Genomic DNA, 22,657 nt, shown 5'->3' on the forward strand with positions numbered 1-22,657 from the left:
ACAACAATGACGACGATCAAGAAATCCCCGATAGACCTGCTTGATGACATATACAGTCTTGCATACTGGATGACAGGCAGCGAGAAGGCCACAAGCGAGCTGGTCAACATGACCTATGTCAATGCCGATATGCGCTCTGAGGAAACCGCCATCCTCAAGACGTTCCGCGAGTGCTACATAGACCGGTACGGCCAGGAAACAGACTTCTGCATCGACAGCATCGACTGCAAGCCGGAACGGAATCTTATGGCCGTGCTTCGCCAGTGGGCAGCCGACATAAAACTCAGCGTCCTGCTCAACGAGATTTCAGGGCTGAAGCACGCCGAGATCTCGGAAATCATCGGCAAACCGGTCGAGACCATCCGCACCTGGCTCTTCCTCGGCCGCAAGCTGCTTGTCTCCGACATGCTCCTGAAAGTCTCAGCCTGAGCCGCTCAGGGCCCCAATGCAACAGTCGTGCAAAGACCGCCCTCCTTCACCGGGCGGTCTTTTGTTTTACGCCCTCCCTCACTATATTGGTCCTTAACTAGAGACGGTGCCCGCTGCAGGGAACCCAGAGGACAGCCCTGAGAACAATTTTCATCATCCCCGCATGATCATCATCACCGGCGGCGCAGGATTCATAGGAAGCGCCATGCTTGCCGAACTCAACATCCTCGGAGAGGAAAACGTCACGATCGTTGACGAGCTCGGCCTCACCACCCCGCCGAAGTGGCGCAACCTCTCCGGACTAAGATACCGGGACTTCATCCATAAAGACGACTTCCCCGCCCTGCTTCAGCGCCATGCGCTCCAGGATGTGACGGCAATCATCCATATGGGTGCGAACAGCTCCACCACCGAGACCGACGCCGACCACCTTCTCAGGAACAACTACGAATACTCCAAGAAGATAGCCGCCTACTGCATGGAAGAGGGCGTAAGATTTATCTATGCCTCCAGCGCGGCAACCTACGGCGACGGAGCCGAGGGCTACACGGACGGCACAGAAGCCGTCGAGCGGCTGCGACCCCTGAACATGTACGGATACTCCAAACAGCTTTTCGACCGCTGGGCCATCCAAAACGGCGTCCTCGGAGCAGCAACCGGCCTGAAGTTCTTCAATGTCTACGGCCCCAACGAGTACCATAAGGGAGACATGTCGAGCGTGGTCTATAAAGCATACCACCAGATTCTGGAAACAGGGAAAGTAAAGCTCTTCAAATCGCACCGGGAAGGCTACACGGACGGCGGGCAGGAACGCGATTTCATCTATGTCCGGGACTGCACCGCCATCATGGCCTGGCTGCTCGAAAACCCCTCCGCCACCGGCCTCCTCAATGCCGGAACCGGCACGGCAAGGACATTTCGCGAGCTTGCCGAAGCAACGTTTTCAGCCCTCGGCCGCGACCCTTCGATCGAGTACATCCCGATGCCCGAGGCGCTGCGGGACAAGTACCAGTACCATACCCGGGCGGAAACCGCCTCGCTCAGGGGATGCGGGTACGATAAGCCGTTCACGACGCTTGAAGAGGGCGTCAGGGAGTATGTACAGCGCTACCTCATGCACGAGAGCCCGTTTCTCGACATGAATACAGACACGAAGGCCAACCCACAACCCTCCGCAACTTGACTACCAGGCAGATTGAGATAGAAGGCATCGAACCGGTCATCCTCTTCGGCCCGCACGACGCAAACCTGAAAACCCTCAAGAAAGCGTTTCCCGACGTCCGCATCAGCTCAAGAGGCGCGAAGCTCTCGCTGGAAGGATCAGGGGACGATGTCCGGGCCCTCGGCAGGATCATCGATGAAATGCGCCAGCTCGCTCTCCGGCACGGAGAAATCCTAGAAAGTGACCTCAATACCCTCATACACCTCACCATCTCCCCCGTTGAAGAGAGCGGAGAAGGAAAAGCGGCGGATGAGGACATCATCGTCTCGACGCAGGACTATGCCGTACGGGCCAAAACCAACGGGCAGCGGCGGATGGTGACTGAGGCCAAAACCAACGATATCGTCTTTGCCATCGGTCCGGCCGGAACGGGAAAGACCTATACGGCTGTGGCCATCGCGGTCGCCGCATGGAAAGCCAAGACCGTCAAGCGCATCGTCCTAGCCCGGCCTGCCGTCGAGGCCGGCGAAAGCCTCGGGTTCCTGCCCGGCGACCTCGCCCAGAAAATAGACCCCTATCTGCGCCCTCTCTACGATGCCCTGCAGGACATGCTGACATCGGAAAAACTCCGTCTGCTCACCGAACGAAGGATCATCGAGATCGTTCCGCTCGCCTACATGCGCGGCCGAACCCTCAACAACGCATTCATCATCCTCGACGAAGCCCAGAACGCCTCGACGAAACAGATGAAAATGTGCCTCACCCGTCTCGGGCTGAACTCCAAAGCCATCATCACCGGCGACGTCACCCAGGTCGACCTTCCGCAGGAAATCGAATCAGGACTCGGCAACTCGCAGAAGATCCTCAATGGGATCAAAGGGATCAGTTTCGTGCACCTTGACAAATCCGACGTGGTGCGTCACAAACTCGTGCGTGACATCATCAACGCTTACGAAATCCACGAAAAAAAATAACCCCTCCCGCCAATGGGCTCCGGTCCGCCGATGGACATACCGTCCAGACAGCCTCTCACCCCCGCACTACCGGGGGTGTTTTATTTTTAAGCGAATTTTAAGCCGCCCTTCATCTCCGTTTAAGGATTGCGGGGCTATGTTATGATCAGTCGGTTGGATACCATACACAGCCGGCTGCAGCAGAGAAAGATGAAACCAATGAACAACAGAATGGAGATTATGATGAAAAAAATGACACTGATGGCACTTCTGGGTACCACGAGCATGCTCCTCAGCACCCCGGGCTTTGCAGCGTACCGCGGCCCCGATGCGGCCGTTGTGCAGCCAAAGGGACCCCGTGCCGCAGCGGCCGCATCCGTCCGGGACATGCCTGAGAACTCGAGGGTCATGCTTGAAGGCCGCATCGTCAACAAACGCCGTGGCGACTGCTACACCTTCCGCGACCGCAGCGGGGAGACGCTCCTGGAAATCAGGAACCGGACATGGAATGGCTTCAACGCCGACCATACCACCCTGGTCAGGGTATTCGGCAAGACCGAGCGCCGTGGACGGCAAACCTGCGTGGAGGTCAAACAAATCGAGCGGGCAGACAGGGGCAGGATGGCGGTGGGCCCGCAGATGCGTCCCGGCACCATGGGACCCGGGCGCTGAACAAACCTGATACGTCAATAAATTATAACCCAAAATCATCAACCAACCCGTTCAAGCTATGAAACTGACCATGAAATCCTGGGCAACTCCAATCGCCGCCGGCGCCTTCCTGATCTCGGGAGTTACAGGAGTGCTGATTTTTTTCCATATTGAAACGGGGCTGGTCGAACCTGTCCACAAGTGGCTCAGCTGGCTGCTTGTGGGCGGCGTTTCCGTCCATCTCCTGGCAAACTGGAAAGCGTTCAGCCTGTACTTTTCAAAAAACTCAGCCCTTGCCGTATTTGCCGCGGCAATGCTCGTGACCGCTCTTTCAGTAATGCCGTTCTTTGGTGACGAAGAGCATGAGAAAACAGAAAAAAGGACCGCCCGAAGTCTGGTGCGCGCTCTTGAGTCCTCTTCGCTCACTACCGTGGCGCTGGTCGTCAACGATACCCCTGAAACTCTCGACATGCGCCTCAAGAGGCGGGGCATCAAGGATACCGACCCATCTATGACCGTAAGCGCCATTGCTGATGCAAGCGGCATGGAAGCCGGTGACGTGCTGGCAATCCTCGTCGGAGGGAAAAACGGACACGAAAAAGGCAACGACTGAACAGGAACCCATGCGACTGCTGATCATTGAAGACGAACCGGGAATAGCCCGCTTTCTCAAGGAGGGTCTTGAAGAGGAGCACTTTGCCGTCGACACGGCCTTCGACGGAGAAAGCGGGCTTGAGCTCGGCATGAGCAACGATTACGACCTCTGCCTGATAGACTGGATGCTGCCGAAACTGAGCGGCATCGAAGTCTGCCGCCAGCTCCGCAAAGCCGGTTCGGCAGTTCCGGTCATTTTCCTCACCGCCCGCGATACCCTCGACGACGTCGTCTTCGGCCTCGGGGCGGGTGCGGACGACTATGTAAAAAAACCGTTCGCATTCGAAGAACTCCTGGCCAGGATCCGCGCCCGCCTGCGACAGAACACACCAACCACGGGCCCGCTCACTGCAGGTGCACTTTGGCTCGATCCGGAAACACACCGGGCAGGGTGCAATCGGCATGATCTCACCCTTACACCCAAAGAGTTCGCCCTGCTTGAATACCTCCTGAGGAACCTTGACAGGGTCTGTACGAGAAGCCGCATCATCGAGCATGTCTGGGACATCCATTTTGATGCTGACACCTCAGTCATCGACGTCTATGTCAATTTTCTCCGCCGCAAACTCGAAGCCGCAGGATGCACGGGCCTCATCAAGACCGTCCGCGGGGTCGGCTATGTCATCCGAACACCTGAAGCAAACAACGAGGAGAAGAGTAACGAGTGAGTCTTCGGAACCGCATAGCGGTATACTACACCGCAGCCACAGCCGTGCTCATCGCACTGGTCTTCACCACGGTCTACCTGATGGTAGAGGGTGTGGTCTACCGGCACTTCGACCAGGAGCTGACGATGGCGGCCGCAAGGGTTGTGAGCATCACGGATGGACGCCTGAATGACCGGCGCCCGATGGAAATGGAGGATTCTGACCGGGAAAAAGAGGACGATGAGCACCGCAAGCACCGCCGTGAACGCTTGAGGACGGAGTTCATACAGTACTCCGCTGCCGATGGCACCCCCATCTCCCGCTCCGGCAATCTGGGACTGAACGCCCTTCAGGTAAAGACGGGCTCCACCGCTACCATCTACTTCAACACGACGGTCGGCGGGCTTGCGGTCCGGCAGATCCAGCTCCCGGTTGAGGGTAACGGAGACCCTCAACCCAGATGGATCAGCGTGGCGCGTCCTCTCGGGGACGCCATCGCCATGCTCCTAGACCTCAGAAGTGTTCTCATGCTGTCGTTTCCAGCCATACTCATAACCCTCTTCGCCCTCACCCGCGCCATTGCAGCCAAAAGCATCCGACCGGTCGAAGAAGCAATCATGGCAGCCGAAAACATCACCAGGGAACATTTCGAGCGCCGCATACCCCTGCCAGCGAACCGTGATGAGCTTTACCGGCTCTCTGCAACGTTCAACGCGCTCCTCGACCGCCTCCAGGAGGCATTCAACCGGGAAAAGCAGTTCACGGCAGACGCATCCCACGAACTGAAAACCCCACTTTCTGCAGTGCAGGGCACCCTGGAGGTGCTCATCCGCCGTCCAAGGGAGCGGGAGCACTATGAAGAGCGCATCCGATTCTGTCTGCTGGAGCTGCATCGCATGGCAGGCCTCATAGAGCAACTCCTCCTGCTTGCACGCCACGATGCCAGAGAGGTATCCGCCACCCTCCGCTCCATCGACATCAATGCACTCATCCGTGAGGTAGCTGAGCGACAGGAATCGCGCGCCGGAGAAAAGGAAATCACCATCCGGGTTCCAGAGGAGTCAAGCTTCATCGTAGCGGCTGATCGGGAAATGCTCGGCATCATCCTTGACAATATCATCGCCAATGCTGTGAACTACTCCCCCCGGTCAAGAACGGTCACAATCAGAACCGGCACGGAAAACGGACTGCCGTTCTGCACCATCAGCGATATGGGGAAGGGCATCGAGGAAAGTAAGCTCGAGGCGGTGTTTGAGCGATTCTACCGGGTCGACGCGTCCAGAAGCATCGGTTCGGGAGGTTCGGGGCTAGGGCTCTCCATCGTCAAAAAACTGGCGGACCTGCAGGGAATAACGGTACGGGCGGAAAGCCGGCCTGGAGAAGGTGCCACGTTCCGACTGCTCTTCCCCTACCCTTCAGACAGTTCCAGCAGGTAGGACTTGATCGAGCGGTGCCTGCCGATGCCGAGCTTTTTGTGGATGCGGTAGCGCAGGCTCTCCACTCCGCGCGCAGAAACACCCATCATGCCCGACAGTTCCCGGTTCGTAGTGTTGTGCTTCATGAGAAGCAACGTCTGAAGCTCCCGCGGCGTAAGGCTCGGATGGATCTTCTCCAGAAGTGTGATGAAGGCCCGGTCCCGTTCGGCAAAACGAATGCCCGCCTGAGCATCCGCAATCGGAGCGGAGCTTCCGGAGGAAAACAACGATCGACATGTCGCAGCAATCCCCGCACCCCGCCCCGCATCGTCCTCCAGCGCCATAACCTTTCGGGCAATCGCATCAAGCGCAGCCCTTTTCTCGGCGACCGAACGCGAAACACTCTCCAACTTTTGTTCCTTCGAACACAACTGCAACAGCAGCCTTGATCGTTCTTCTTCAAATCCCTGAAGGGCTTGCCGGTGCAGTTCCATCTGCGCCTTCATGTGGTGTTTTTTCCGATCGAGACGCTGCTCATAGGAGCGGCGGAGGTCCGCCATCTCAGCCTGATGCTCGGCGGCTCTTGAGCGAAGGTCGTCCTGCATGCATGCAATGGAGCGAAGAAACGGATAGTATGGACTGTCAGCGGCCGGAAAAGGAACAACCTGATCAAGCATATTGAACCATGTCATCTTTGCCACGGCACAAAGAAACTCCTGCAGGCGGGCATGCCCCTCATCCTTTGAAGTGCCCCAGAACGACGCTTGCGGCAGGGTACCGCTCTTAAAGGCAAGGGTGCTTTCCACCGCGTCCTTGAAACTGTCGGCAAAGATGACCTCAATCTGAGCCGGAACCACCGATGCGGCAGTCTCCATCATGGTCCTGAACGACGGGCGAAGGTTATAGAACACGATCAGCCTCAAGCTCGGAGACCACCGGTATAACAGATTGGTGATGTCTTTTTTATAGCCCCATGACATACCATCGACATCCTGGAGGTTCCAGATCCAGTGGATCGGGCTGCCCCGAAGCACGGGACTGTCAATGACCGAATGGATGAGATCGTTATCCATATAATCCAGCACAACCGGCACGTCGGCCACCACCCTGCTGTGGATGATGTCATTGCCGATAACCGAAATCTCCTTGACGTAGCCGGCTGATCCATGCCGGACCGACCACTCGGGAAGGCGGGTAACGGGAAGATGTGAAACACTGCATCGTTCCATTCCGTGAGGGGGAAAAATCTGGCGGAAAGCTCCGTCTTTAAATGTAGCCCCATTCGTGGACATGAACAAATACTTCGTGATTGCACCAAGCAAGGACAGGAACTCTGCGCCGGCGGGTGCTGTTGTAAACTGACGAAGCCTGCCTCCCGTAGCCGGGAGGAACATCGACAATCTAAAAGAGGGAGAACCACCATGGCACACCGCATCACAGAGACATGCACATATTGCGCTGCATGCGAACCCGAATGCCCTGTCAATGCGATTTCGGCAGGAGAAGAGATTTACGTCATCGATGAAGCCGCATGCGTCGACTGCATCGGCTACCATGATGAAGCGGCATGCGTGGCCGTCTGTCCGGTCGACTGCATCATCAAAGTATGAGCCGATGTTCCACCTTCGGGGCATGTGGGATCGCACTCGCGGGTAGCCTTCGTACAACGAAACCGGAGGAAAAGGCGCGCGGAGTTTTTTTTCGGGCGGGAAATTATCTTATATTGACAAACTTGTATTGAATCGTTCTTTTTTACCTGTTTTAACAACTCTTAAGCGAGGAAGTCAATATGGCACTCTACATTACCGAAGAATGCACCTACTGCGGCGCCTGTGAGCCCGAATGCCCGGTCACCGCAATTTCAGCCGGCGACGACATCTACGTCATCGACGCAGCAACCTGCACCGAGTGTGCCGGTTACGCCGATGCTCCCGCCTGTGCAGCAGTCTGCCCTGCAGAGTGCATCGTTCAGGGATAAGCTCCGGAAACGGGCCCCAATCGAAAAGAGGCTGTCTCAGAATCAACGCTGGGACAGCCTTTTTTGCGTTCACAGCATACCCTTGATGTACTGAGATGCGGGTCCTGAGGACCACCAGCCTCAGTAGCTCATAACAATGACTGACGGATGAGTGACGAAGGAGTGACGAAGGAATGATGAGTGACGAAAAAGGGCCGCCATTGCAGGCAGCCCGTTTGTGTCTGTTGCTGTCCTTTTGAGACAGCCTCTTTTTTTGTTATCATCCTTAAACGACCTACACCAACCCACCCCGGCATGTCGGCATGATCAAAAACGCCCTCCTTACCATCCTTACATCGCTGCAACTGCTGCTGGCGGGCATCTGGCTCGTCATCCGCATCGTGCTGGAATACTTCGGGATCATCAGCGACGGAAACGACCGCACGACCGGAATCAAGGGGCTGAGGGACGAATACAAAAAAGCCAACTACCGCTAACCGCTACAAGTCTGGCGGTGCAATACTATTCAGCGGTCACCACGGTAAGATCGACGGCCTGCCCCGGGGATACATAGGCGCTGACCGCGGGACGCTGGCTGATGACGGTGTTCGGCACCAGAATCGCGGAATACTCCTTCGTCACCCTACCCCGCTTGAGACCAGCCTCTGTAATGACCTTGTCGGCCTGCGAAAGCGACATGCCGAGCACGTCAGGCACAATAAGCTTCTCCATTCCCTCATCCGACTCTTCGAAGCGTCCCACTATCAGCGAAACCGATGAACCGGCCTTGACCGATACCCCTGCCGGAACTGATTGGGAGAGCACCCGTCCGTCCTCATCGCGGCTGCGGACGGGGCTGATCTGCACGTCGTCAATGGCGATATCCATCCGCGCCATGGTCTGCAGTGCATCGGACTGGATGCGTCCCACGAGATCGGCCATGGGATAACTCGGTTTTTCCCTCCTGTTCAACACGAGATAAATGTCACGCCCCTTTTTGACCCTCTGGCCGGCGGCAGGCGACTGAGATAAGACAATGGTCGAGTCCACGCCGCTTATGTACTTCACGTGGTAGCGCTGTCTCGGATCGAACCCCTCCCAACGCAGTTTGGAAGCTGCATCGTCATACTGGAGGCCTGTCACATCGGGAACGGTGACAGCACTGCCAAGGGAAACGTACCAGGGCATGATCACCCTGTCTATAACCCCGGCAACAAGAAAAACTATAAGAAAAATCAGTCCGGCTTTTTTCATCATAACAAGAGAAAATCATAATCAGGTTCATAAAAGCACAAGGAGCGCTTCTGGCCGCACCAGGATAGCGCGGCAAGCTCAGTGCTGGCGGTTCATTACAAAATCGACCAGGTTCATAAGCGCCATCTTTGCCTTTCCCTCAGGAAATGGCTGAAGGGCAGCTCTCGACTCGTCGGCAAAGCGTTCAGCCACGCCTGCGGCATAGGTGAGCCCGTCCATACGCTTCACAAACTCAATAACCTCGCCCCGCTTCAGCGCGCGTTTTCCGGAGTTCTTCAGGATGGAGCGGATCCGCCTCGCTTCGGAGGGGGCAGCATTCGAGAGAGCATGGATGAGCGGCAGGGTGATTTTCTTGTCGCGGATGTCGATGCCCATCTCCTTGCCGGTTTTTTTTGAGTCGCCGGTATAATCAAGAAGATCGTCACGGATCTGGAAGGCAAGCCCCAGGTGCTCCCCATAGCGCTTCATGGCGAGTATGCTCTTCTCGTCCGACGTTGCGCTGAGGGCACCCATGGCGCAGGAGGAGGCAATGAGGGAAGCCGTCTTGTCGGAAATGACGGAAAGATAGTCCTCCTCGGTGATGTCCAGGCTCCGGGTCTTCTGTATCTGGAGAATTTCGCCTTCACTCATGCGGCGTACTGCATCAGAAACCTGATGCAGAAATCCGTAGTCACCCGAGTCGAGCGAATAGAGCAGGCCCCGGGAGAGGAGGTAGTCGCCGATGAGAACGGAAATCTTGTTTTTCCAGATCGCATTGATAGAGGGAAGCCCCCGGCGCATCTCGGCGCCGTCGACAACGTCGTCATGGATCAGGGTAGCCGAATGCAGAAGCTCGACCATGATGGCGGCACGGTAGGTCGCATCCGTCACGCCTCCCGAGACTGCGGCGGAAAGCAGGACCATCGCCGGCCGGATCTGTTTGCCCTGCTGGCGGAGCACGTACCGGGTAACCTTGTCGACCAGTGTATTCTGGGCATGCAGCAGCTCCCGATACTTCTTCCGGAAAATCTCGAGTTCATCGGCCACCGATGCCGTTACTTCATTGATATTCAACAGCTCCCCGGTCTTAATGGGTGAAAGGACGATACAATGCCCTGCAATTTACAAATATCGCGATTCCGCATGCAAATAAAATAACGACGCGGCATGTAGCGCACCACAGGGCGATGCCGCTATCGGAGCGAGCAGGAAACAATGTTTGCCAACGTGCATCTTTGTTGCTATGTTTTGAAAGCTGCGCCATGACTCCCGAGCGACCACCTCCACAGAGAACCGAGCGATGAAGAAGGACGAAGAACCCTCCATACCCCCCCCTGATTCAGGGACTGAACAGGACGGCACCCGGCCCGGGACCCCGCCAGCAGAAGCCGAGTCCGTCGGAAACGGCAGCACGCCGCCTGAACCCGCTCCCGATGTAAACCAGGGAGAGCTGTTCGACCTCACACCGATTGATCCGGCATTGGCTGCCGTCGGCAACGGCCGGAAAACGTCCGCCGATGAGCTGAAAGACCCTCAGGAGGACAATGCTGAAGGCGGGGGGCACTTCATCGAACATCTTGACGAGATCCGAACTAGACTCATACGTTCGGCACTGGTCCTGGCCCTCGCCACCGGCCTCTCGGCCTTATACTCCGACTTCCTCGTCGACAACGTGCTGATCGGCCCCCTCAAGAGAAGCAGCGGCACCCTCCAGCTCCAGAACCTTGTGCCCTACGGCCAGATATCGATCTATCTTCAGGCGGTGTTCTTTTCGGGCTTCATCGTCTCGTTCCCCTTTCTTGCTCTCCAGCTATGGCAGTTCGTGGCGCCGGGGCTGCATGAACATGAGCGTTCGGCAGGGCGATTCTCAATCCTCTTCATCTCGCTCTCCTTTTTCCTCGGCATCATGTTCGGCTATTTCGTGTTCCTTCCGGTCTCTCTGGCCTTTTTCGCCTCGTTCGGCTCCCCCCTGATCGAGAACAACATCTCCGTCCAGGACTATGCCAGCTTCTTCATCGGCACCCTCCTGACCGCAGGGCTGGTGTTTGAGCTCCCCTTCATCTCCTATATACTCTCCAAGATCGGACTGCTGACTCCGGCTTTCATGCGCTTCTACCGGCGCCATGCCATTGTCACCCTGCTCATTGTCGCGGCACTCGTCACCCCGTCGACCGACATCGTCACCCAGCTGGTGATCGGCGTACCGCTCATCCTGCTCTATGAGGCAAGCATCCTGATTTCAGCGCATGTCAACCGCAACAACGCAGCTTTGAAACGCTCGTGACCAGCACTACTGGACATCAGCCCCGTCTGATCAATCTTCCTGTACAGGGAAAGACCCTGGAGGGCAACCCGCTCGGCGATCCCTCCCTGCGGCTGATGCCGGTCTACCTCCCTCCCTCCTACGACGACAAAAAGCGGTTTCCCGTCATCTACCTCCTGGCCGGATTCGCCTCGAGCGGAGCCTCGTTCACCAACTACTCGTTCATGACGCCCTCGGTTCCCGAAATTGCCGAGCGGCTGATCGGCGAAAGAACGATGGAGGAGACCATCATCGCCATGCCGGACTGCATGACGCGCTACGGCGGCTCGCAGTATGTCGACTCCGCGGCTACGGGGAAGTATGAAACCTATCTGGTTGAAGAGATCGTCGGCGCTGTAGACCGGAATCTCAAAACACTGCCCGGACGTGAACACCGCGCAGTCGCGGGCAAATCATCGGGAGGGTTCGGTGCACTCCGGCTCGCCATGCGCCACCCCGATGTGTTCTCTGCGGCTGCATGCCACAGCGGCGACATGGCCTTCGACCTGTCATACAGGCCGAACTTCCCCGCTGCCGCAAGGATACTTGAACGATACAACGGAAACATCGCCGCATTTTACGAGCGCTACTTCGCTTCACCGAAACCCCCGCAGGGAGAGTTCGCGCTGCTTGACCTGCTCGCCATGTCGGCAGCCTATTCGCCCGACAGGTCCCGGCAAGCACCGGAAAACATGCGTCTGCCGTTCGATCCCGAAACCGCGGAAACGATTGAAGAGGTTTGGCAGGAGTGGATCGGGTTCGATCCGGTGCAGATGCTGCAGGGCGAAGAGCACCGCCTTGCGCTCAGCTCTTTGAAGCTGCTGTTCCTTGACTGCGGAACAATGGACGAGTACAACCTCCAGTTCGGACTGCGCATTCTCACAAGGGAACTCCGGCGTTACGGCATAGCGCACCGCCATGAGGAGTTCATGGATTCGCACGGAGGCACCTCCTACCGCTACAAGGTATCGCTACCGGCGCTTGCTCTGGCAATCCGGGCCTGAAGCCGCGGCCTCTACAAGAACGCTGTACAGCCGCCCGGCCTCCTCTTTGAGCTTCGTCTTCCCGATGTCGTTGTTCACCACATAGTCCGCCCGCGCAACCAGCATCTCCTGAGGCCACTGGAGTGCGATGCGCTTCCGTATGTCCTCAGGGGTGCCGAGCCCCCTCGTGACCGCCCGCTTGATGCGGGTTTCGGTGTCGGCGGCGACGACAACAACAAAATCGAGGTCTGCGGCACGACCCGTCTCGAACAGGATGGCTGCCTCCATGACAAGAATCGCCGTCCCCCGCCCGAAGGCCTCAAGCGCCCTCTGGCGAAATGCGTTGTATACTTTCGGGTGGATAAGGTTATTGAGCGCCCCAAGCGTTGCGGGATGGGAAAACACCTCCCTTGCGATGCGCTTCCTGTCGAGACTGAGCTTGCCGGAACGGGTTTTAGAGTAAACGTCCTTGCCGAAAAGGGATTTGATGCCCTCCATAATTTCCGGATCAGAAACCTGCAGCTGGCGGGCGACCTTGTCAGCCTCGAACAGTTCGCAGCCCATCTTTTCCAGAAAACGGCACAGCGTGGACTTGCCGCTGCCGATGCCGCCGGTGACACCGACAAGGAACGGATGCGATGGGGTCATTTGGGCGCGTCCGCTTTCTTTCGGATATTCTCCCGGACACGGACTAGCACCTTCTGCCATCGCTCGGGGTCAGTCCGGTACAAATCACTCTTCGCTTTGAGCTTCTCCATACTGAGACTGTGGCGCTCAAGCATCGAGGCAAGGGTTGCGGAATCGAGATCCGCAGTGATGGCTCCGCCGGTATCTTCCGATACGCCGGAGGTCAAGAGATACTCGCTGTAAAACTCGCTGAACCGGACATCGTCAGCGTCCAGTGTTGAGGAAGGCTTTCCCTGGCATCCGCCGAGGAGCGGAAGGAGGAAAAGGGCTGCAAGAACCATGCGGAGGGAACGGCTCGGTTTCATCTGTCGGTTCGGATACGGTGTTGAAGGTGCCTGAAGCAAGCAGCCGTCATCCCTCAGGGCAGAGACGGCCGAAAATGATTTTTCAAGATTTAAGAAACTAAATCCGGAATTCAAAAGTTTATCATTTATTAATCATGCGCAGTAAACGCATACGGCACAATATAATCCACCTATAGCAAAGGCTCGGCAACCTCTCTTAAAAACAATAAAAAACACACTTCATCATGGCCTACCAGCAACCAGCGCTCCCTTGGGCGGAAAATGCCCTTGAGCCCCACATCTCCGCTAAAACCCTAAGCTTCCATTACGGCAAGCACCATGCGGCATATGTCACCAACTACAATAACCTCGTCGGCGGCACGCCACTTGATGAAATGCCGATTGAGGATGTGATTGCCCAGACGGCCGGCGACTCGTCCAAAATCGGGGTATTCAACAACGGAGCGCAGGCCTGGAACCACAGCTTCTACTGGAACTGCCTCACCCCGAACGGCGGTGGAAAGCCTTCCGGTGAACTTGCTGAAGCGATAGAAAAGGATTTCGGCGGCTACGATGCATTCCGTGAAGAGCTGAAGAATGCCGCAGCGACGCAGTTCGGAAGCGGATGGGCCTGGCTCGTGCTGGAGAACGGTACCCTGAAGGTTGCCAAAACAGCCAATGCAGAAACCCCCATGACAAAAGGCATGAAGCCGATCCTCACCATTGACGTGTGGGAACATGCCTACTACCTCGACTATCAGAACCGCAGACCGGATTACACGGCAGCCGTCATCGACAACCTCATCAACTGGGAATTTGCCGAAGAAAACTACACGGCTGCACGCTGAGGAATATACCAATAGCCTGCTGAACAGGTGCCCCTTGAAAGGGCACCTTTTTTTTGAGCCAGAGCACCCCATCCGACTCTTCCTGACTCACAGCCCTCGCTTTATCCGGTACGGCAGGACGCATAGATTCACGACAGCCGGCACCGGGATAAAGTTGCCGATCATGCATAGCAGGTGGGGTAAGTGAGGCTTCTGGAGGCGACGGCGGGGTATGCTTTCTGAACTATTTTGTAGATGAAGCCGTTCTTTTCCTGCCTTACTTACAAACCTTGTGAATACTTGATCCATGATAGAAATCACCAGCACAGAATTACGGCGGAATATGGGCAAGTACCTTGAACCTGCCACAACAAAACAGGAGCAGGTACCGGTCCGATACAGGAACAAGCGGCTGTTTTCGTAGACCCTTGATGCCGTTAATGAGAGCCGCGCAGAAAAGACAGCGAAGAACGAGAAGTATTTTGAACAGCCGGAGGTGCTGAACGCTATCCGTCAGGGAAAAGCCGACATAGAAGCAGGACGGTGCGTTACGATCAAAAACCCCAATAACATATGGGAAAGTATTCTCTCGTAACTTCCGATCTCGAAAAAGCTCATCTGGCGGCGTCATACAAAACCGGAAATGCTAAACGCATCAAGAAAATCTCGTAAATATCCAGAGAGTGCTGGCGAATCATCCAAGAACCGGGACAGGCAAACCAGAGCGACTCAAAGGGAATCTGAAGGGGTATTGGTCACGACACCTCAGTAATAAACATCGTATCGTGTATGAGATTATTGACAACACCGTACCCGTTTATATCATCGAGGCCAAAGGGCATTACGATGACAAGCAGATTCCCCATTGATTGACCGACCCCCTACCCTCGCCTCACCCGCGGGGTTTTTTCAATTACCCAAAGCCAAGCATACTCCGCAAGCCCCCCTTTCTTTGATGGCATCACTTTCTGGGTTGAACACAGCGCCGATAAAGCACATGCCGGCATGTCATCTTAGAGCCAGGGCACTCCGTCCGACTCTTCAAGACTCACAACCCTCGCGTTATCGGGTACGACAGGACGCATAGAGCCGTTTCTACGATTGAATGCGCGTTCGTCATAGGAGATGACCAGCTGTCGCTCTCCCTTTCCCTCATCACCCTGCAGCACCATTTCGATTGTGCGGGGCACCATGGCGCTTTTACCGTCCACCATGCAGGCCTCGAAGTCCTTGAAGTGCATTTCGCTCGTGAGCCGCCCCGCGCCGTCCTTTACCTGAAGCGCACGAAGTGTACCGGAAGCGGAATCTGCGACAACCACCTTCGCCCCTGACCCTGATGCAATGCTGAAAGAGACGAGTCCGTCTCCCTTCTGCACAGAACGGATGGCCCCGGCAGGCTCAGGGATGTCCATAAGGCCGAGCAGCGAACCTGAAATGAGCATCGGCCCCGAACTGACGCCGAGTATTTTTTCGAGGTTCCGCTCGTTGTTTCCGCCGCTGAAATAGCGGTTACGGAGCATATCGTGCACCAGCACCGAATCCCGGCCGATGAAAATATCGGCGACAGGCAGGCCGATGAACCCGGCACTTACCAGCATGCGAGACTCCCCCCCCCTGTTCACCCGTATGCTGCAATAGACCTTGTGACGATGCTTCAGGGTTTTGAGCCATACATCGGCGTAGCCGTCAACCGAGGTGATGAAGGGCGCCGATGCCCGCACACGCTGGTACAGGGCCGCATCCCCCTTTGAAAGCACTGCTTCTCCGAGAGGCAGCTCCTGTCGGGACACCGTCCGGAAACCCGAACAGCCGGAAACCATAACCGAAAGCGCAAGCAGGAGAGCCCACGCCAAAACACCGTTTTTACGCATCATCACCTTCCGTTTTTCGTGCTCGCGTCACCATAGGGGGACGAAGCTTCATTATCCTCTTTGAAAACAGCATCCTGTAAAGCACATTGCAGTACAGGTGTTTTTTCAAGTGTACCCTAAAAAACACCACCGTCAAAACCACAACCCTACAACCGCGACATGCATTCCATACATCTCAAACCGAAAGAACACCGCAGAATCCAGAAGGGACACCTTTGGGTATTCAGCAATGAACTCAGGGAACTTCCCCGCGACATCGCCGCCGGGGAAACCGTCCGACTGCACACCCATGAAGGAAAGCTTGTAGGGGCAGGCTTCTACAATCCCAACTCACTCATCTCCTTCCGTCTGCTCACCCGCGGCGAAGAACTGCCTGACAGGGATTTTTTCCTCCGCAAGCTCACCGAGGCCCTCGCCCTCAGAGAGAAGGTATACCAATTGGACGACACTGATGCCTGGCGTCTTGTGCACGGAGAGTCCGATGGTCTGCCGGGACTTATCGTGGACCGGTTTGCAAAGGGCATCGTCCTGCAGGCATTCTCTGCCGGAATGGACCTCCACCTGCCCCTCATCACCGAAATCCTGCAGGAACTGCTGAAGCCGGAAGTCGTGGTAGTACGCAATGAATCCGTGCTCCGGGAGCTTGAGGGCCTTCCGCTCTATCGTGACGTGGTCGCCGGCAGCAAAACAGCGGTCGTGCAGACAATCCATGATGCAGGCATCACCTTCAAGGTCGACCTCTATGAGGGCCAGAAAACAGGGTTTTTCCTCGACCAGCGTGAAAACCGCAGGATCCTCAGACGCTTCAGCAAGGGAGCAAGGGTGCTCGACGTCTTCACCAACGATGGCGGGTTCGGCCTCAACGCACTGGCTGGAGGAGCATCCTCCGCACTGCTCGTCGATGCATCTGAAGAAGCCCTGAAACGTGCCGAGCGCAATGCCGGACTCAACGGGATGGACAACTTCAGTCTCATGGCAGGGGACGCGTTTGACGTACTCCAGCAGATGATTGATGCCAAAGAACAGTTCGATATCGTCATCCTCGACCCGCCAAGCTTTACAAAAAGCCGGAAAAACCTTCCAGTGGCACTCAAGGCATACAAAAAGCTCAACCAGCTCGGGCTGAAGCTCGTGAAAAACGGAGGGTTCCTGGCAACCGCATCGTGCAGCCACCATGTATCGGAGGAGGACTTCCTGCAGAGCATCCATCAGGCCGCACTCCTCAGTGGCACACAGCTCAGGATGATCTACCGCAACTCCCAACCCTTCGATCACCCGGTGCTGCTCTCAATGCCTGAAACCGGATACCTCAAATTCGCCTGTTTCTACGTAACCCGCTGAATATGCCTCTTTGGCCTGTGCTGTAAAAGCGCAGGCCGTTGATAAAAAAGCCCTATCTGCCATTCGCTGATCAGTTGCGGCAGATAGGGCTTTTTTTTACTTACGGCAAATGCGTCGCCAGCGACAAGCCTACGTCAAAAACCAAATCTCGGGTCGTCCCGTTTAGTTTTGATTGTCGTACCAGGCAACACTTTGCATCAACTCATCCGAGAGGTCAAAAATGTCTTCAAGAGATCCAATATCGAATTTCATTTCTTTTTTATTCTCCCCAAAAACAGTAACCGATTTTTTATCGCTGGTCATACTGAAATAGAGTCTGCACACGGTTTTTCGGTTATTGTCATCTAAAAGAACAGCAAAATAGGATTGGGCATCTCGATACGCTAAACGTTTGACATCAACATTCCGGCGTAAAATTGACTTTACTATCATAAACGCCTCAAGTTCATCATCAGTTGTGACGATCTTAGTCCCTTCTTTTGGCGTCAACTCATTCAACGCCGATTCTTTATTACTTTCTCCTTCTTTTGTCAACGCAGTCTTCAACCTTTCTGTAATGAGGTCTGATATATGCTGCTGAATTGACTTTTTGGTCAGCGAAGTAAACTGATCTAAGACTTTTGCAGTTACAATGCTGGGGTATACCTGTCGTGCAAAATACTTCACAAAATCAACAGATGGATTGATTAGCTCCTGCTTTATCAATTGCTTTAACTCATTTGTATATTTTAAATCGCTTGCGGTGTTAACTATACTATCAACGTCGAAGCTTGATTTATGAAATTTCTTCAATTCTTCCAGTTGACCATCATTAATCTCTGTGATATCAAACTCAAGAAACGGCTTTTCATCCATTTTATTCTGTTGCACCAAATCCGAAAAGAACCTATAACTCACCCCATTGGTCAACAAGCCAAACTTTGCCTGTGAAACATGGAAGTAGCGTAATAACTGGCCATCATGGAGATTTAAATCTTGAGCCCAGTGTTTGCATTCAATCAAGATTGCCGGCACACCATCCTTAATGATTGCATAGTCAATTTTCTCCCCTTTTTTCAATCCAATATCCGCCGTAAACTCCGGAACCACTTCAACTGGGTTAAACACATCGTATCCCAATGCCTGTAGAAATGGCATAATGAAGGCGTTCTTTGTCGCCTCTTCCGTTCCGATCTGCTCTTTAAGCTTTGAAACCCTATCAGCTATGGCTTTCAGTGAATCCTTAAGGTCCATGATGGTATGCGGGTAAGTACGTTGTCAAAGATTACCACTTCCACCAATGTACTATTATTTTTTCAGCCATAAAGCATAATCGCGGTAAAGTCGAGCACTTACACTCGTAAGACAAGCGTTGATCTTTATTAAAATGAAAGTAAATACTCCCGCATCTAACATCCCGGCTTTTGCGGGGAAGATGTGGTTGAGAGAAGACTACCCCTGTGGCTCTTTTTCCCGCTCTTTGACGAGACGGTAGGCTTCCTCCCACGAAGAGGCCTTCGGAGCGGAGATGTGTCGGTTGGTGCTGTTGGAGAAGCAGATGGTGTAGAGGCCGCTTTCACGGAGCTGCAGGATATTGTCCGGGCTGTCCTCGATGTATATGTCGGCACCCACTTGCGACTTCACCTTCATGAAACAGAGATCCCAGTAAGGAATGCCGTGACTGTCGAGCCACTCGACCGTCTGCTGCACGGCCGAAGCATGGAAGTAGTGGATGAAGAGACGGTGGGTGATGATGCGGATGCGGTATCCTTCATCGGAAAGCAGGCGGAGGTAGCGGCGGGCTCCGGGAACCATCGGCATCGTCCGGAACAGTTCGCGCTGGGTGACAGCAAACCGGTGCAGGCTTTCATACTGCCCGGGGCCGCTGATGCCCCATTCGTCAAGTCCGTAGGAGACTTCCTCCGGAAGCTCATCGAGAGGCCGCTCCAGCCATTCCGAAGCGATACGACGCATGCGGTGGTAAAAATCGGCACAGACTCCGTCCAGATCGACGCCGATGACTGTTTCACGGGGGCTCTTCATCTCAGAACGCCCTGTCGAACGACCTGCGGTGACGGATCGATACCTCATGCTCCTCGCCGAGAAAACGGAAGATGGCGATGCAGGCGGTTCGTGATCCATCGTCATCATAGCCACGATTCCGCCGGAGCACATCAATGAACCCTTTCAGCGCACCGTCGAAATCCTCACGGCGCAAGCACTCGATTGCTGCAAGATAGTCCGCCCTGAGATCGTCCTCAGGAAATGCCGACAATGAGGCATCAAGAAGCCTGGAGAGCGTCTTCAAGGTACCCGCGAGCTCCATGTACTCAACCTCCGCATCCAGCTTCGGGGAAAGGGCGAGCACATACCCCGGTGCGGAAAAAAGCTTGAGTTTCAACAGAAGCGAGAGAGCCTTCAGATTCCCGGGTTCACTTTCAATCACGCCCTCAAGTACGGAAAGTGCCATCGAGAGCTTTCCCTCCCGTATGAACTCTTCCGCCAGCAGAACCTCTTTTGCATAAGGGCCCGGCACGGCCTTCTGGAGCCACTCCTCGATCTGGTGTTCCGCGAGCGCTCCGGTGAAGCTGTCCCGGACCTCACCTCCGGAAAAAAGCATCACGGCAGGAATGCCGCGGATCTGATACCGGGAAGCGATATCGGGGTACTCCTCGGTGTTGACCTTCACGAGTACCCACCCTCCGATATGCCTTTCAGCAAGTTTTTCGAGCACAGGGGCCAGCATGCGGCACGGCGCGCACCACTCAGCCCAGAAATCGACAAGAACCGGAAGATCATAGCTCCGATCTATGACATCACGCTGAAAATCAAACGAAACGGGCTCAGCCATAACTTGAGGAGGGGATATGTGGCAAAAACATCGTAGGGTTACGATACCATTTATTTTTGAGTTATGCCACCCCGCATGAGTAGCTGCCGGTTATGAGCAATGGAACCCCGGGCATGGGTATTGCGTTTGAGCTACTATGAATAAATAAACCACAGAGAGGCAATGAGCAGAAAAAAATACCGGGTAACGGGGATGAGCTGCGCAAGCTGTGCAAACATCGTGCAGAAGAAACTCACTGCCATGGAGGGAGTGGAGGGTGCCGATGTGAACTTCGCAACGGAAAAGGCGACAGTTGAACTGTCGGACGGAGCCCCTCGGCTCGAAGCCATGAACAGTCAGCTTGAAAAGCTCGGCTACCGGCTTATGGAAGAGGAGACGGAGCCCGGTATGGAAACTACCGACAGAACGCATGCTGGCGCACCCGAAGAACGGAAGGCAGGAGAGGAGAAACTGAAGTCCCTCAGGGCCATGAAGAGGACGGTGCTTCTGGTCCTCCCTCCCGCTATTCTGATGGTTGCCGTGATGCTCTACGGCATGCTGGTCCGACCGCTCCCGCACGATATCTATAACCCGGTGGCGATGATCATTGCCACCATCATCCTCTTCGGCCCCGGCAAACCCTTCCTGAAAGGCGTCTCGGCCTTTGTCCGTTACCGTGCCGCCACCATGGACACCCTGATCGGCATCGGCACCCTTGCCGCCTACACATACAGCTCGGCCATAACGCTTTTTCCCTCAGTCCGTGAGTTCCTGCAGGTCGATCCCCATACCTATTTCGATACTGCCGTAATCATCATAGGTTTCGTCCTTTCCGGGAAATATCTCGAGGCCCGGGCTAAACAGAAAACGGGTGAGGCCATCGAAAAGCTCATCGGCCTGCAGGCCAAATCGGCCATCATCGTCCGTGATGGAACGGAGATGACGGTGCCGGTTTCGGAGGTCCGGCGCGGCAACCTTCTGCGTGTGAAGCCGGGAGCCGTCATCCCGGTCGACGGCATCATTGCCAAAGGCACGGCAACCATCGATGAATCAATGGTAACCGGCGAACCGGTCCCCGTTGACAAAGCACCCGGGGAAGAGGTAATCGGCGGCACCATCAACAAGCAGGGATCGTTCACCTTCACCGCCATGCAGGTGGGTTCGAATACCATGCTGTCGAGAATCATCGCCATGGTCGAGGAGGCCCAAGGCTCAAGGGCACCGATACAGAACATGGCAGACCGCGTCGCTTCGGTCTTCGTTCCCCTCGTGCTTCTCTTCGCGCTCCTCACCCTCCTGCTCTGGCTCTTTATCGGCTCGCTCACGATGGGGTTCGCCGCAGCGCTCCCCCTGGCCATCAACAGCTTCATCGGCATCCTGGTGATCGCCTGCCCCTGCGCTCTTGGCCTTGCCACACCGACTGCCATCATCGTCGGAGTCGGCAGGGGTGCTGAAAACGGCATCCTGGTCAGAAATGCCGAGGCACTAGAAAAGCTTGCTGCCGCAGACACCGTGGTCTTCGACAAAACCGGGACCCTCACCTCCGGCCGACCGGTAGTCACCGACATCGTTGCCCTCAACGCTGAACCGGAACGGTCGCATATCCTCCAGCTTGCGGCAAGCGTGGAGGCCCTCTCTGAACATCCTCTTGCCCGGGCAATCGTCGAGGCAGCAGAACAGCAGCAGCTTCAGCTGCTGGAAAGCCCGGAGTTCAAGTCAATGGAAGGGTTCGGCGTCAGCGCCCTTCTTGAGGGCAAACGGGTACAGGTGCGAAAGCCAACGGTGGAGGAATCCGCCCTGCCCTCAGCCTCGTCACTCCTGGCAGAGGGGAAAACCCTTGCCATTGTCGATGTGGAGGGAAGCGCAGTCGGAATGGTTGCGCTTGCCGACACCATGAAGGAAAACGCCCGTGATGCAGTGGAGGCGCTCAAGAGGCAGGGAGTAAAGGTCATCATGATGACAGGGGACCGGGTGGAGGCTGCAGAGTGGATTGCCCGTCAGGCCGGCATCGATACCGTCATGGCAGGCGTACCGCCAGAAGAAAAGGCGGAGAGGATCAGGGAACTCCAGCGCGAAGGCCGCAGGGTTGCCATGGCGGGAGACGGCATCAACGACGCCCCGGCCCTTGCCGTGGCAGACGCCGGCATTGCGATGGCCACAGGCACCGATATCGCCATTGCCGCTGCCGGCATCACCCTCCTGAAAGGAGATATCATGAAGGTCACGGAAGCGGTGCAGCTGGCGCGTGCGACACTGCGGGTGGTGCGCCGGAACCTGTTCTGGGCATTCTTCTACAACATTGTCGGCATACCGCTTGCGGCAGGAGCCTTCTACCCCCTGTTCGGACTGCTCCTCAACCCTGCTTTTGCGGGCATGGCCATGGCGGGAAGCAGTGTATCAGTGGTTGCCAGTTCGCTCTGGCTTAAACGGATGAGAATCCGCTGAAGAGTGA

At 55.7% G+C, this 22,657-nt stretch carries 25 protein-coding genes; 16 read left to right on the top strand and 9 right to left on the bottom strand.

The genetic code is table 11. The features are described from left to right. Positions 1-6: 6 nt before the first annotated feature. From PLUT_RS06290 to PLUT_RS06320, 7 genes are all read left to right on the top strand, one after another. Positions 7-429 (top strand): RNA polymerase sigma factor, encoded by a 423-nt coding sequence (locus PLUT_RS06290; protein WP_011357941.1) that lies wholly within the window; start codon positions 7-9, stop codon positions 427-429. A gap of 163 nt (positions 430-592) precedes the next feature. Beyond that, on the top strand, positions 593-1,612 hold the full coding sequence (gene rfaD / locus PLUT_RS06295) for an ADP-glyceromanno-heptose 6-epimerase (RefSeq protein ID WP_011357942.1): 1,020 nt from the start codon (positions 593-595) through the stop codon (positions 1,610-1,612). Continuing rightward, positions 1,609-2,565 carry a PhoH family protein gene (locus PLUT_RS06300; protein ID WP_011357943.1) on the top strand — a complete coding sequence of 319 codons (957 nt, stop codon included), beginning with the start codon at positions 1,609-1,611 and terminating at the stop codon, positions 2,563-2,565. Before rfaD ends, PLUT_RS06300 begins: the two co-directional genes overlap by 4 nt. A 219-nt stretch (positions 2,566-2,784) precedes the next feature. Then, complete coding sequence (locus tag PLUT_RS06305; protein ID WP_157858156.1) at positions 2,785-3,216, top strand: YgiW/YdeI family stress tolerance OB fold protein; 432 nt, start codon at positions 2,785-2,787, stop codon at positions 3,214-3,216. A 58-nt stretch (positions 3,217-3,274) separates the two neighbouring features. Continuing rightward, positions 3,275-3,808 (top strand): DUF4405 domain-containing protein, encoded by a 534-nt coding sequence (locus PLUT_RS06310; protein WP_011357945.1) that lies wholly within the window; start codon positions 3,275-3,277, stop codon positions 3,806-3,808. A 10-nt stretch (positions 3,809-3,818) separates the two neighbouring features. Continuing rightward, a complete protein-coding gene (locus PLUT_RS06315; RefSeq protein ID WP_011357946.1) occupies positions 3,819-4,517 on the top strand; it encodes a response regulator transcription factor in 699 nt (232 codons plus the stop codon). Beyond that, positions 4,514-5,932 (top strand): sensor histidine kinase, encoded by a 1,419-nt coding sequence (locus PLUT_RS06320; protein ID WP_011357947.1) that lies wholly within the window; start codon positions 4,514-4,516, stop codon positions 5,930-5,932. Before PLUT_RS06315 ends, PLUT_RS06320 begins: the two co-directional genes overlap by 4 nt. Here the strand turns inward: PLUT_RS06320 and PLUT_RS06325 are convergent. Further along, positions 5,905-7,140: a helix-turn-helix transcriptional regulator gene (locus PLUT_RS06325; RefSeq protein WP_011357948.1), complete on the bottom strand. Its 1,236-nt coding sequence runs from the start codon at positions 7,138-7,140 to the stop codon at positions 5,905-5,907. The genes PLUT_RS06320 and PLUT_RS06325 overlap by 28 nt on opposite strands. Positions 7,141-7,332: 192 nt before the next feature. Between PLUT_RS06325 and PLUT_RS06330 the strand changes: the two genes are divergently transcribed. The 3 genes from PLUT_RS06330 (at position 7,333) to PLUT_RS11900 (ending at position 8,365) form a co-directional block, all read left to right on the top strand. Continuing rightward, on the top strand, positions 7,333-7,521 hold the full coding sequence (locus PLUT_RS06330) for a 4Fe-4S binding protein (protein ID WP_011357949.1): 189 nt from the start codon (positions 7,333-7,335) through the stop codon (positions 7,519-7,521). Between the two features lie 179 nt (positions 7,522-7,700). After that, positions 7,701-7,889, top strand: coding sequence for a 4Fe-4S binding protein (locus PLUT_RS06335; RefSeq protein WP_011357950.1), 189 nt, complete (start codon positions 7,701-7,703; stop codon positions 7,887-7,889). Positions 7,890-8,191: 302 nt separating this feature from the next. Next, complete coding sequence (locus PLUT_RS11900) at positions 8,192-8,365, top strand: hypothetical protein (protein ID WP_011357951.1); 174 nt, start codon at positions 8,192-8,194, stop codon at positions 8,363-8,365. 25 nt (positions 8,366-8,390) lie between these two features. On the opposite strand, the gene PLUT_RS06340 is transcribed toward PLUT_RS11900, so the two are convergent. Continuing rightward, positions 8,391-9,056, bottom strand: a complete 666-nt coding sequence (locus PLUT_RS06340) for a PASTA domain-containing protein (RefSeq protein ID WP_238974561.1) — start codon at positions 9,054-9,056, stop codon at positions 8,391-8,393. A 144-nt stretch (positions 9,057-9,200) separates the two neighbouring features. Beyond that, positions 9,201-10,175 carry a polyprenyl synthetase family protein gene (locus PLUT_RS06345; protein ID WP_011357953.1) on the bottom strand — a complete coding sequence of 325 codons (975 nt, stop codon included), beginning with the start codon at positions 10,173-10,175 and terminating at the stop codon, positions 9,201-9,203. A 226-nt stretch (positions 10,176-10,401) separates the two neighbouring features. On the opposite strand from PLUT_RS06345, the gene tatC reads away from it, so the two are divergent. Beyond that, positions 10,402-11,385, top strand: a complete 984-nt coding sequence (tatC, locus tag PLUT_RS06350) for a twin-arginine translocase subunit TatC (RefSeq protein ID WP_011357954.1) — start codon at positions 10,402-10,404, stop codon at positions 11,383-11,385. Further along, entirely contained in the window at positions 11,382-12,407 is a 1,026-nt protein-coding gene (locus PLUT_RS06355; RefSeq protein ID WP_011357955.1) for an alpha/beta hydrolase, read from the top strand. The genes tatC and PLUT_RS06355 overlap by 4 nt, the downstream gene beginning before the upstream one ends. Here the strand turns inward: PLUT_RS06355 and coaE are convergent. Together coaE and PLUT_RS06365 are read right to left on the bottom strand one after the other, a co-directional pair. Beyond that, a complete protein-coding gene (gene coaE, locus PLUT_RS06360; protein ID WP_011357956.1) occupies positions 12,375-13,034 on the bottom strand; it encodes a dephospho-CoA kinase in 660 nt (219 codons plus the stop codon). The two genes, PLUT_RS06355 and coaE, sit on opposite strands and share 33 nt — an antisense overlap. Next, positions 13,031-13,378 carry a hypothetical protein gene (locus PLUT_RS06365; RefSeq protein WP_157858157.1) on the bottom strand — a complete coding sequence of 116 codons (348 nt, stop codon included), beginning with the start codon at positions 13,376-13,378 and terminating at the stop codon, positions 13,031-13,033. Before PLUT_RS06365 ends, coaE begins: the two co-directional genes overlap by 4 nt. Before the next feature lie 224 nt (positions 13,379-13,602). Here PLUT_RS06365 and PLUT_RS06370 point away from each other — a divergent pair, with 224 nt between their 5' ends. Together PLUT_RS06370 and PLUT_RS11990 are read left to right on the top strand one after the other, a co-directional pair. Beyond that, positions 13,603-14,205, top strand: coding sequence for a superoxide dismutase (locus PLUT_RS06370; protein WP_011357958.1), 603 nt, complete (start codon positions 13,603-13,605; stop codon positions 14,203-14,205). A gap of 662 nt (positions 14,206-14,867) precedes the next feature. After that, entirely contained in the window at positions 14,868-15,053 is a 186-nt protein-coding gene (locus tag PLUT_RS11990; protein ID WP_238974562.1) for a Txe/YoeB family addiction module toxin, read from the top strand. A gap of 144 nt (positions 15,054-15,197) precedes the next feature. On the opposite strand, the gene PLUT_RS06375 is transcribed toward PLUT_RS11990, so the two are convergent. Next, a complete protein-coding gene (locus PLUT_RS06375; RefSeq protein ID WP_011357959.1) occupies positions 15,198-16,058 on the bottom strand; it encodes a DUF4292 domain-containing protein in 861 nt (286 codons plus the stop codon). Between the two features lie 156 nt (positions 16,059-16,214). Between PLUT_RS06375 and PLUT_RS06380 the strand changes: the two genes are divergently transcribed. Next, on the top strand, positions 16,215-17,396 hold the full coding sequence (locus PLUT_RS06380) for a class I SAM-dependent rRNA methyltransferase (protein ID WP_011357960.1): 1,182 nt from the start codon (positions 16,215-16,217) through the stop codon (positions 17,394-17,396). Positions 17,397-17,558: 162 nt separating this feature from the next. Here the strand turns inward: PLUT_RS06380 and PLUT_RS06385 are convergent, their stop codons facing one another. The 3 genes from PLUT_RS06385 to trxA form a co-directional block, all read right to left on the bottom strand. Further along, the gene (locus PLUT_RS06385; protein WP_011357961.1) at positions 17,559-18,629 is read right to left on the bottom strand and encodes a type I restriction endonuclease; all 1,071 of its coding nucleotides are present in this window, start codon (positions 18,627-18,629) and stop codon (positions 17,559-17,561) included. Between the two features lie 198 nt (positions 18,630-18,827). Continuing rightward, positions 18,828-19,418, bottom strand: coding sequence for a 5' nucleotidase, NT5C type (locus PLUT_RS06390; protein WP_011357962.1), 591 nt, complete (start codon positions 19,416-19,418; stop codon positions 18,828-18,830). Position 19,419: 1 nt separating this feature from the next. Beyond that, complete coding sequence (trxA, locus tag PLUT_RS06395; RefSeq protein ID WP_011357963.1) at positions 19,420-20,226, bottom strand: thioredoxin; 807 nt, start codon at positions 20,224-20,226, stop codon at positions 19,420-19,422. 162 nt (positions 20,227-20,388) lie between these two features. Between trxA and PLUT_RS06400 the strand changes: the two genes are divergently transcribed. Next, the gene (locus PLUT_RS06400) at positions 20,389-22,650 is read left to right on the top strand and encodes a heavy metal translocating P-type ATPase (protein WP_041463847.1); all 2,262 of its coding nucleotides are present in this window, start codon (positions 20,389-20,391) and stop codon (positions 22,648-22,650) included. Positions 22,651-22,657: the final 7 nt, after the last annotated feature.

The sequence above is a fragment of the Pelodictyon luteolum DSM 273 genome (genome assembly GCF_000012485.1).
Lineage (GTDB): Bacteria > Bacteroidota > Chlorobiia > Chlorobiales > Chlorobiaceae > Chlorobium > Chlorobium luteolum.

Coding starts and splice junctions, on each gene's coding strand:
- PLUT_RS06400 (WP_041463847.1), top strand. CDS start 20,389: ATGAGCAGAAAAAAATACCGGGTAACGGGGATGAGCTGCGCAAGCTGT.
- PLUT_RS06305 (WP_157858156.1), top strand. CDS start 2,785: ATGATGAAAAAAATGACACTGATGGCACTTCTGGGTACCACGAGCATG.
- PLUT_RS11900 (WP_011357951.1), top strand. CDS start 8,192: ATGATCAAAAACGCCCTCCTTACCATCCTTACATCGCTGCAACTGCTG.
- PLUT_RS06375 (WP_011357959.1), bottom strand. CDS start 16,058: ATGATGCGTAAAAACGGTGTTTTGGCGTGGGCTCTCCTGCTTGCGCTT.
- PLUT_RS06370 (WP_011357958.1), top strand. CDS start 13,603: ATGGCCTACCAGCAACCAGCGCTCCCTTGGGCGGAAAATGCCCTTGAG.
- PLUT_RS06340 (WP_238974561.1), bottom strand. CDS start 9,056: ATGCCCTGGTACGTTTCCCTTGGCAGTGCTGTCACCGTTCCCGATGTG.
- trxA (WP_011357963.1), bottom strand. CDS start 20,226: ATGGCTGAGCCCGTTTCGTTTGATTTTCAGCGTGATGTCATAGATCGG.
- PLUT_RS06335 (WP_011357950.1), top strand. CDS start 7,701: ATGGCACTCTACATTACCGAAGAATGCACCTACTGCGGCGCCTGTGAG.
- PLUT_RS06310 (WP_011357945.1), top strand. CDS start 3,275: ATGAAACTGACCATGAAATCCTGGGCAACTCCAATCGCCGCCGGCGCC.
- PLUT_RS06325 (WP_011357948.1), bottom strand. CDS start 7,140: ATGGAACGATGCAGTGTTTCACATCTTCCCGTTACCCGCCTTCCCGAG.
- PLUT_RS06380 (WP_011357960.1), top strand. CDS start 16,215: ATGCATTCCATACATCTCAAACCGAAAGAACACCGCAGAATCCAGAAG.
- PLUT_RS06330 (WP_011357949.1), top strand. CDS start 7,333: ATGGCACACCGCATCACAGAGACATGCACATATTGCGCTGCATGCGAA.
- PLUT_RS06365 (WP_157858157.1), bottom strand. CDS start 13,378: ATGAAACCGAGCCGTTCCCTCCGCATGGTTCTTGCAGCCCTTTTCCTC.
- PLUT_RS06290 (WP_011357941.1), top strand. CDS start 7: ATGACGACGATCAAGAAATCCCCGATAGACCTGCTTGATGACATATAC.
- tatC (WP_011357954.1), top strand. CDS start 10,402: ATGAAGAAGGACGAAGAACCCTCCATACCCCCCCCTGATTCAGGGACT.
- PLUT_RS06315 (WP_011357946.1), top strand. CDS start 3,819: ATGCGACTGCTGATCATTGAAGACGAACCGGGAATAGCCCGCTTTCTC.
- PLUT_RS06385 (WP_011357961.1), bottom strand. CDS start 18,629: ATGGACCTTAAGGATTCACTGAAAGCCATAGCTGATAGGGTTTCAAAG.
- rfaD (WP_011357942.1), top strand. CDS start 593: ATGATCATCATCACCGGCGGCGCAGGATTCATAGGAAGCGCCATGCTT.
- coaE (WP_011357956.1), bottom strand. CDS start 13,034: ATGACCCCATCGCATCCGTTCCTTGTCGGTGTCACCGGCGGCATCGGC.
- PLUT_RS06390 (WP_011357962.1), bottom strand. CDS start 19,418: ATGAAGAGCCCCCGTGAAACAGTCATCGGCGTCGATCTGGACGGAGTC.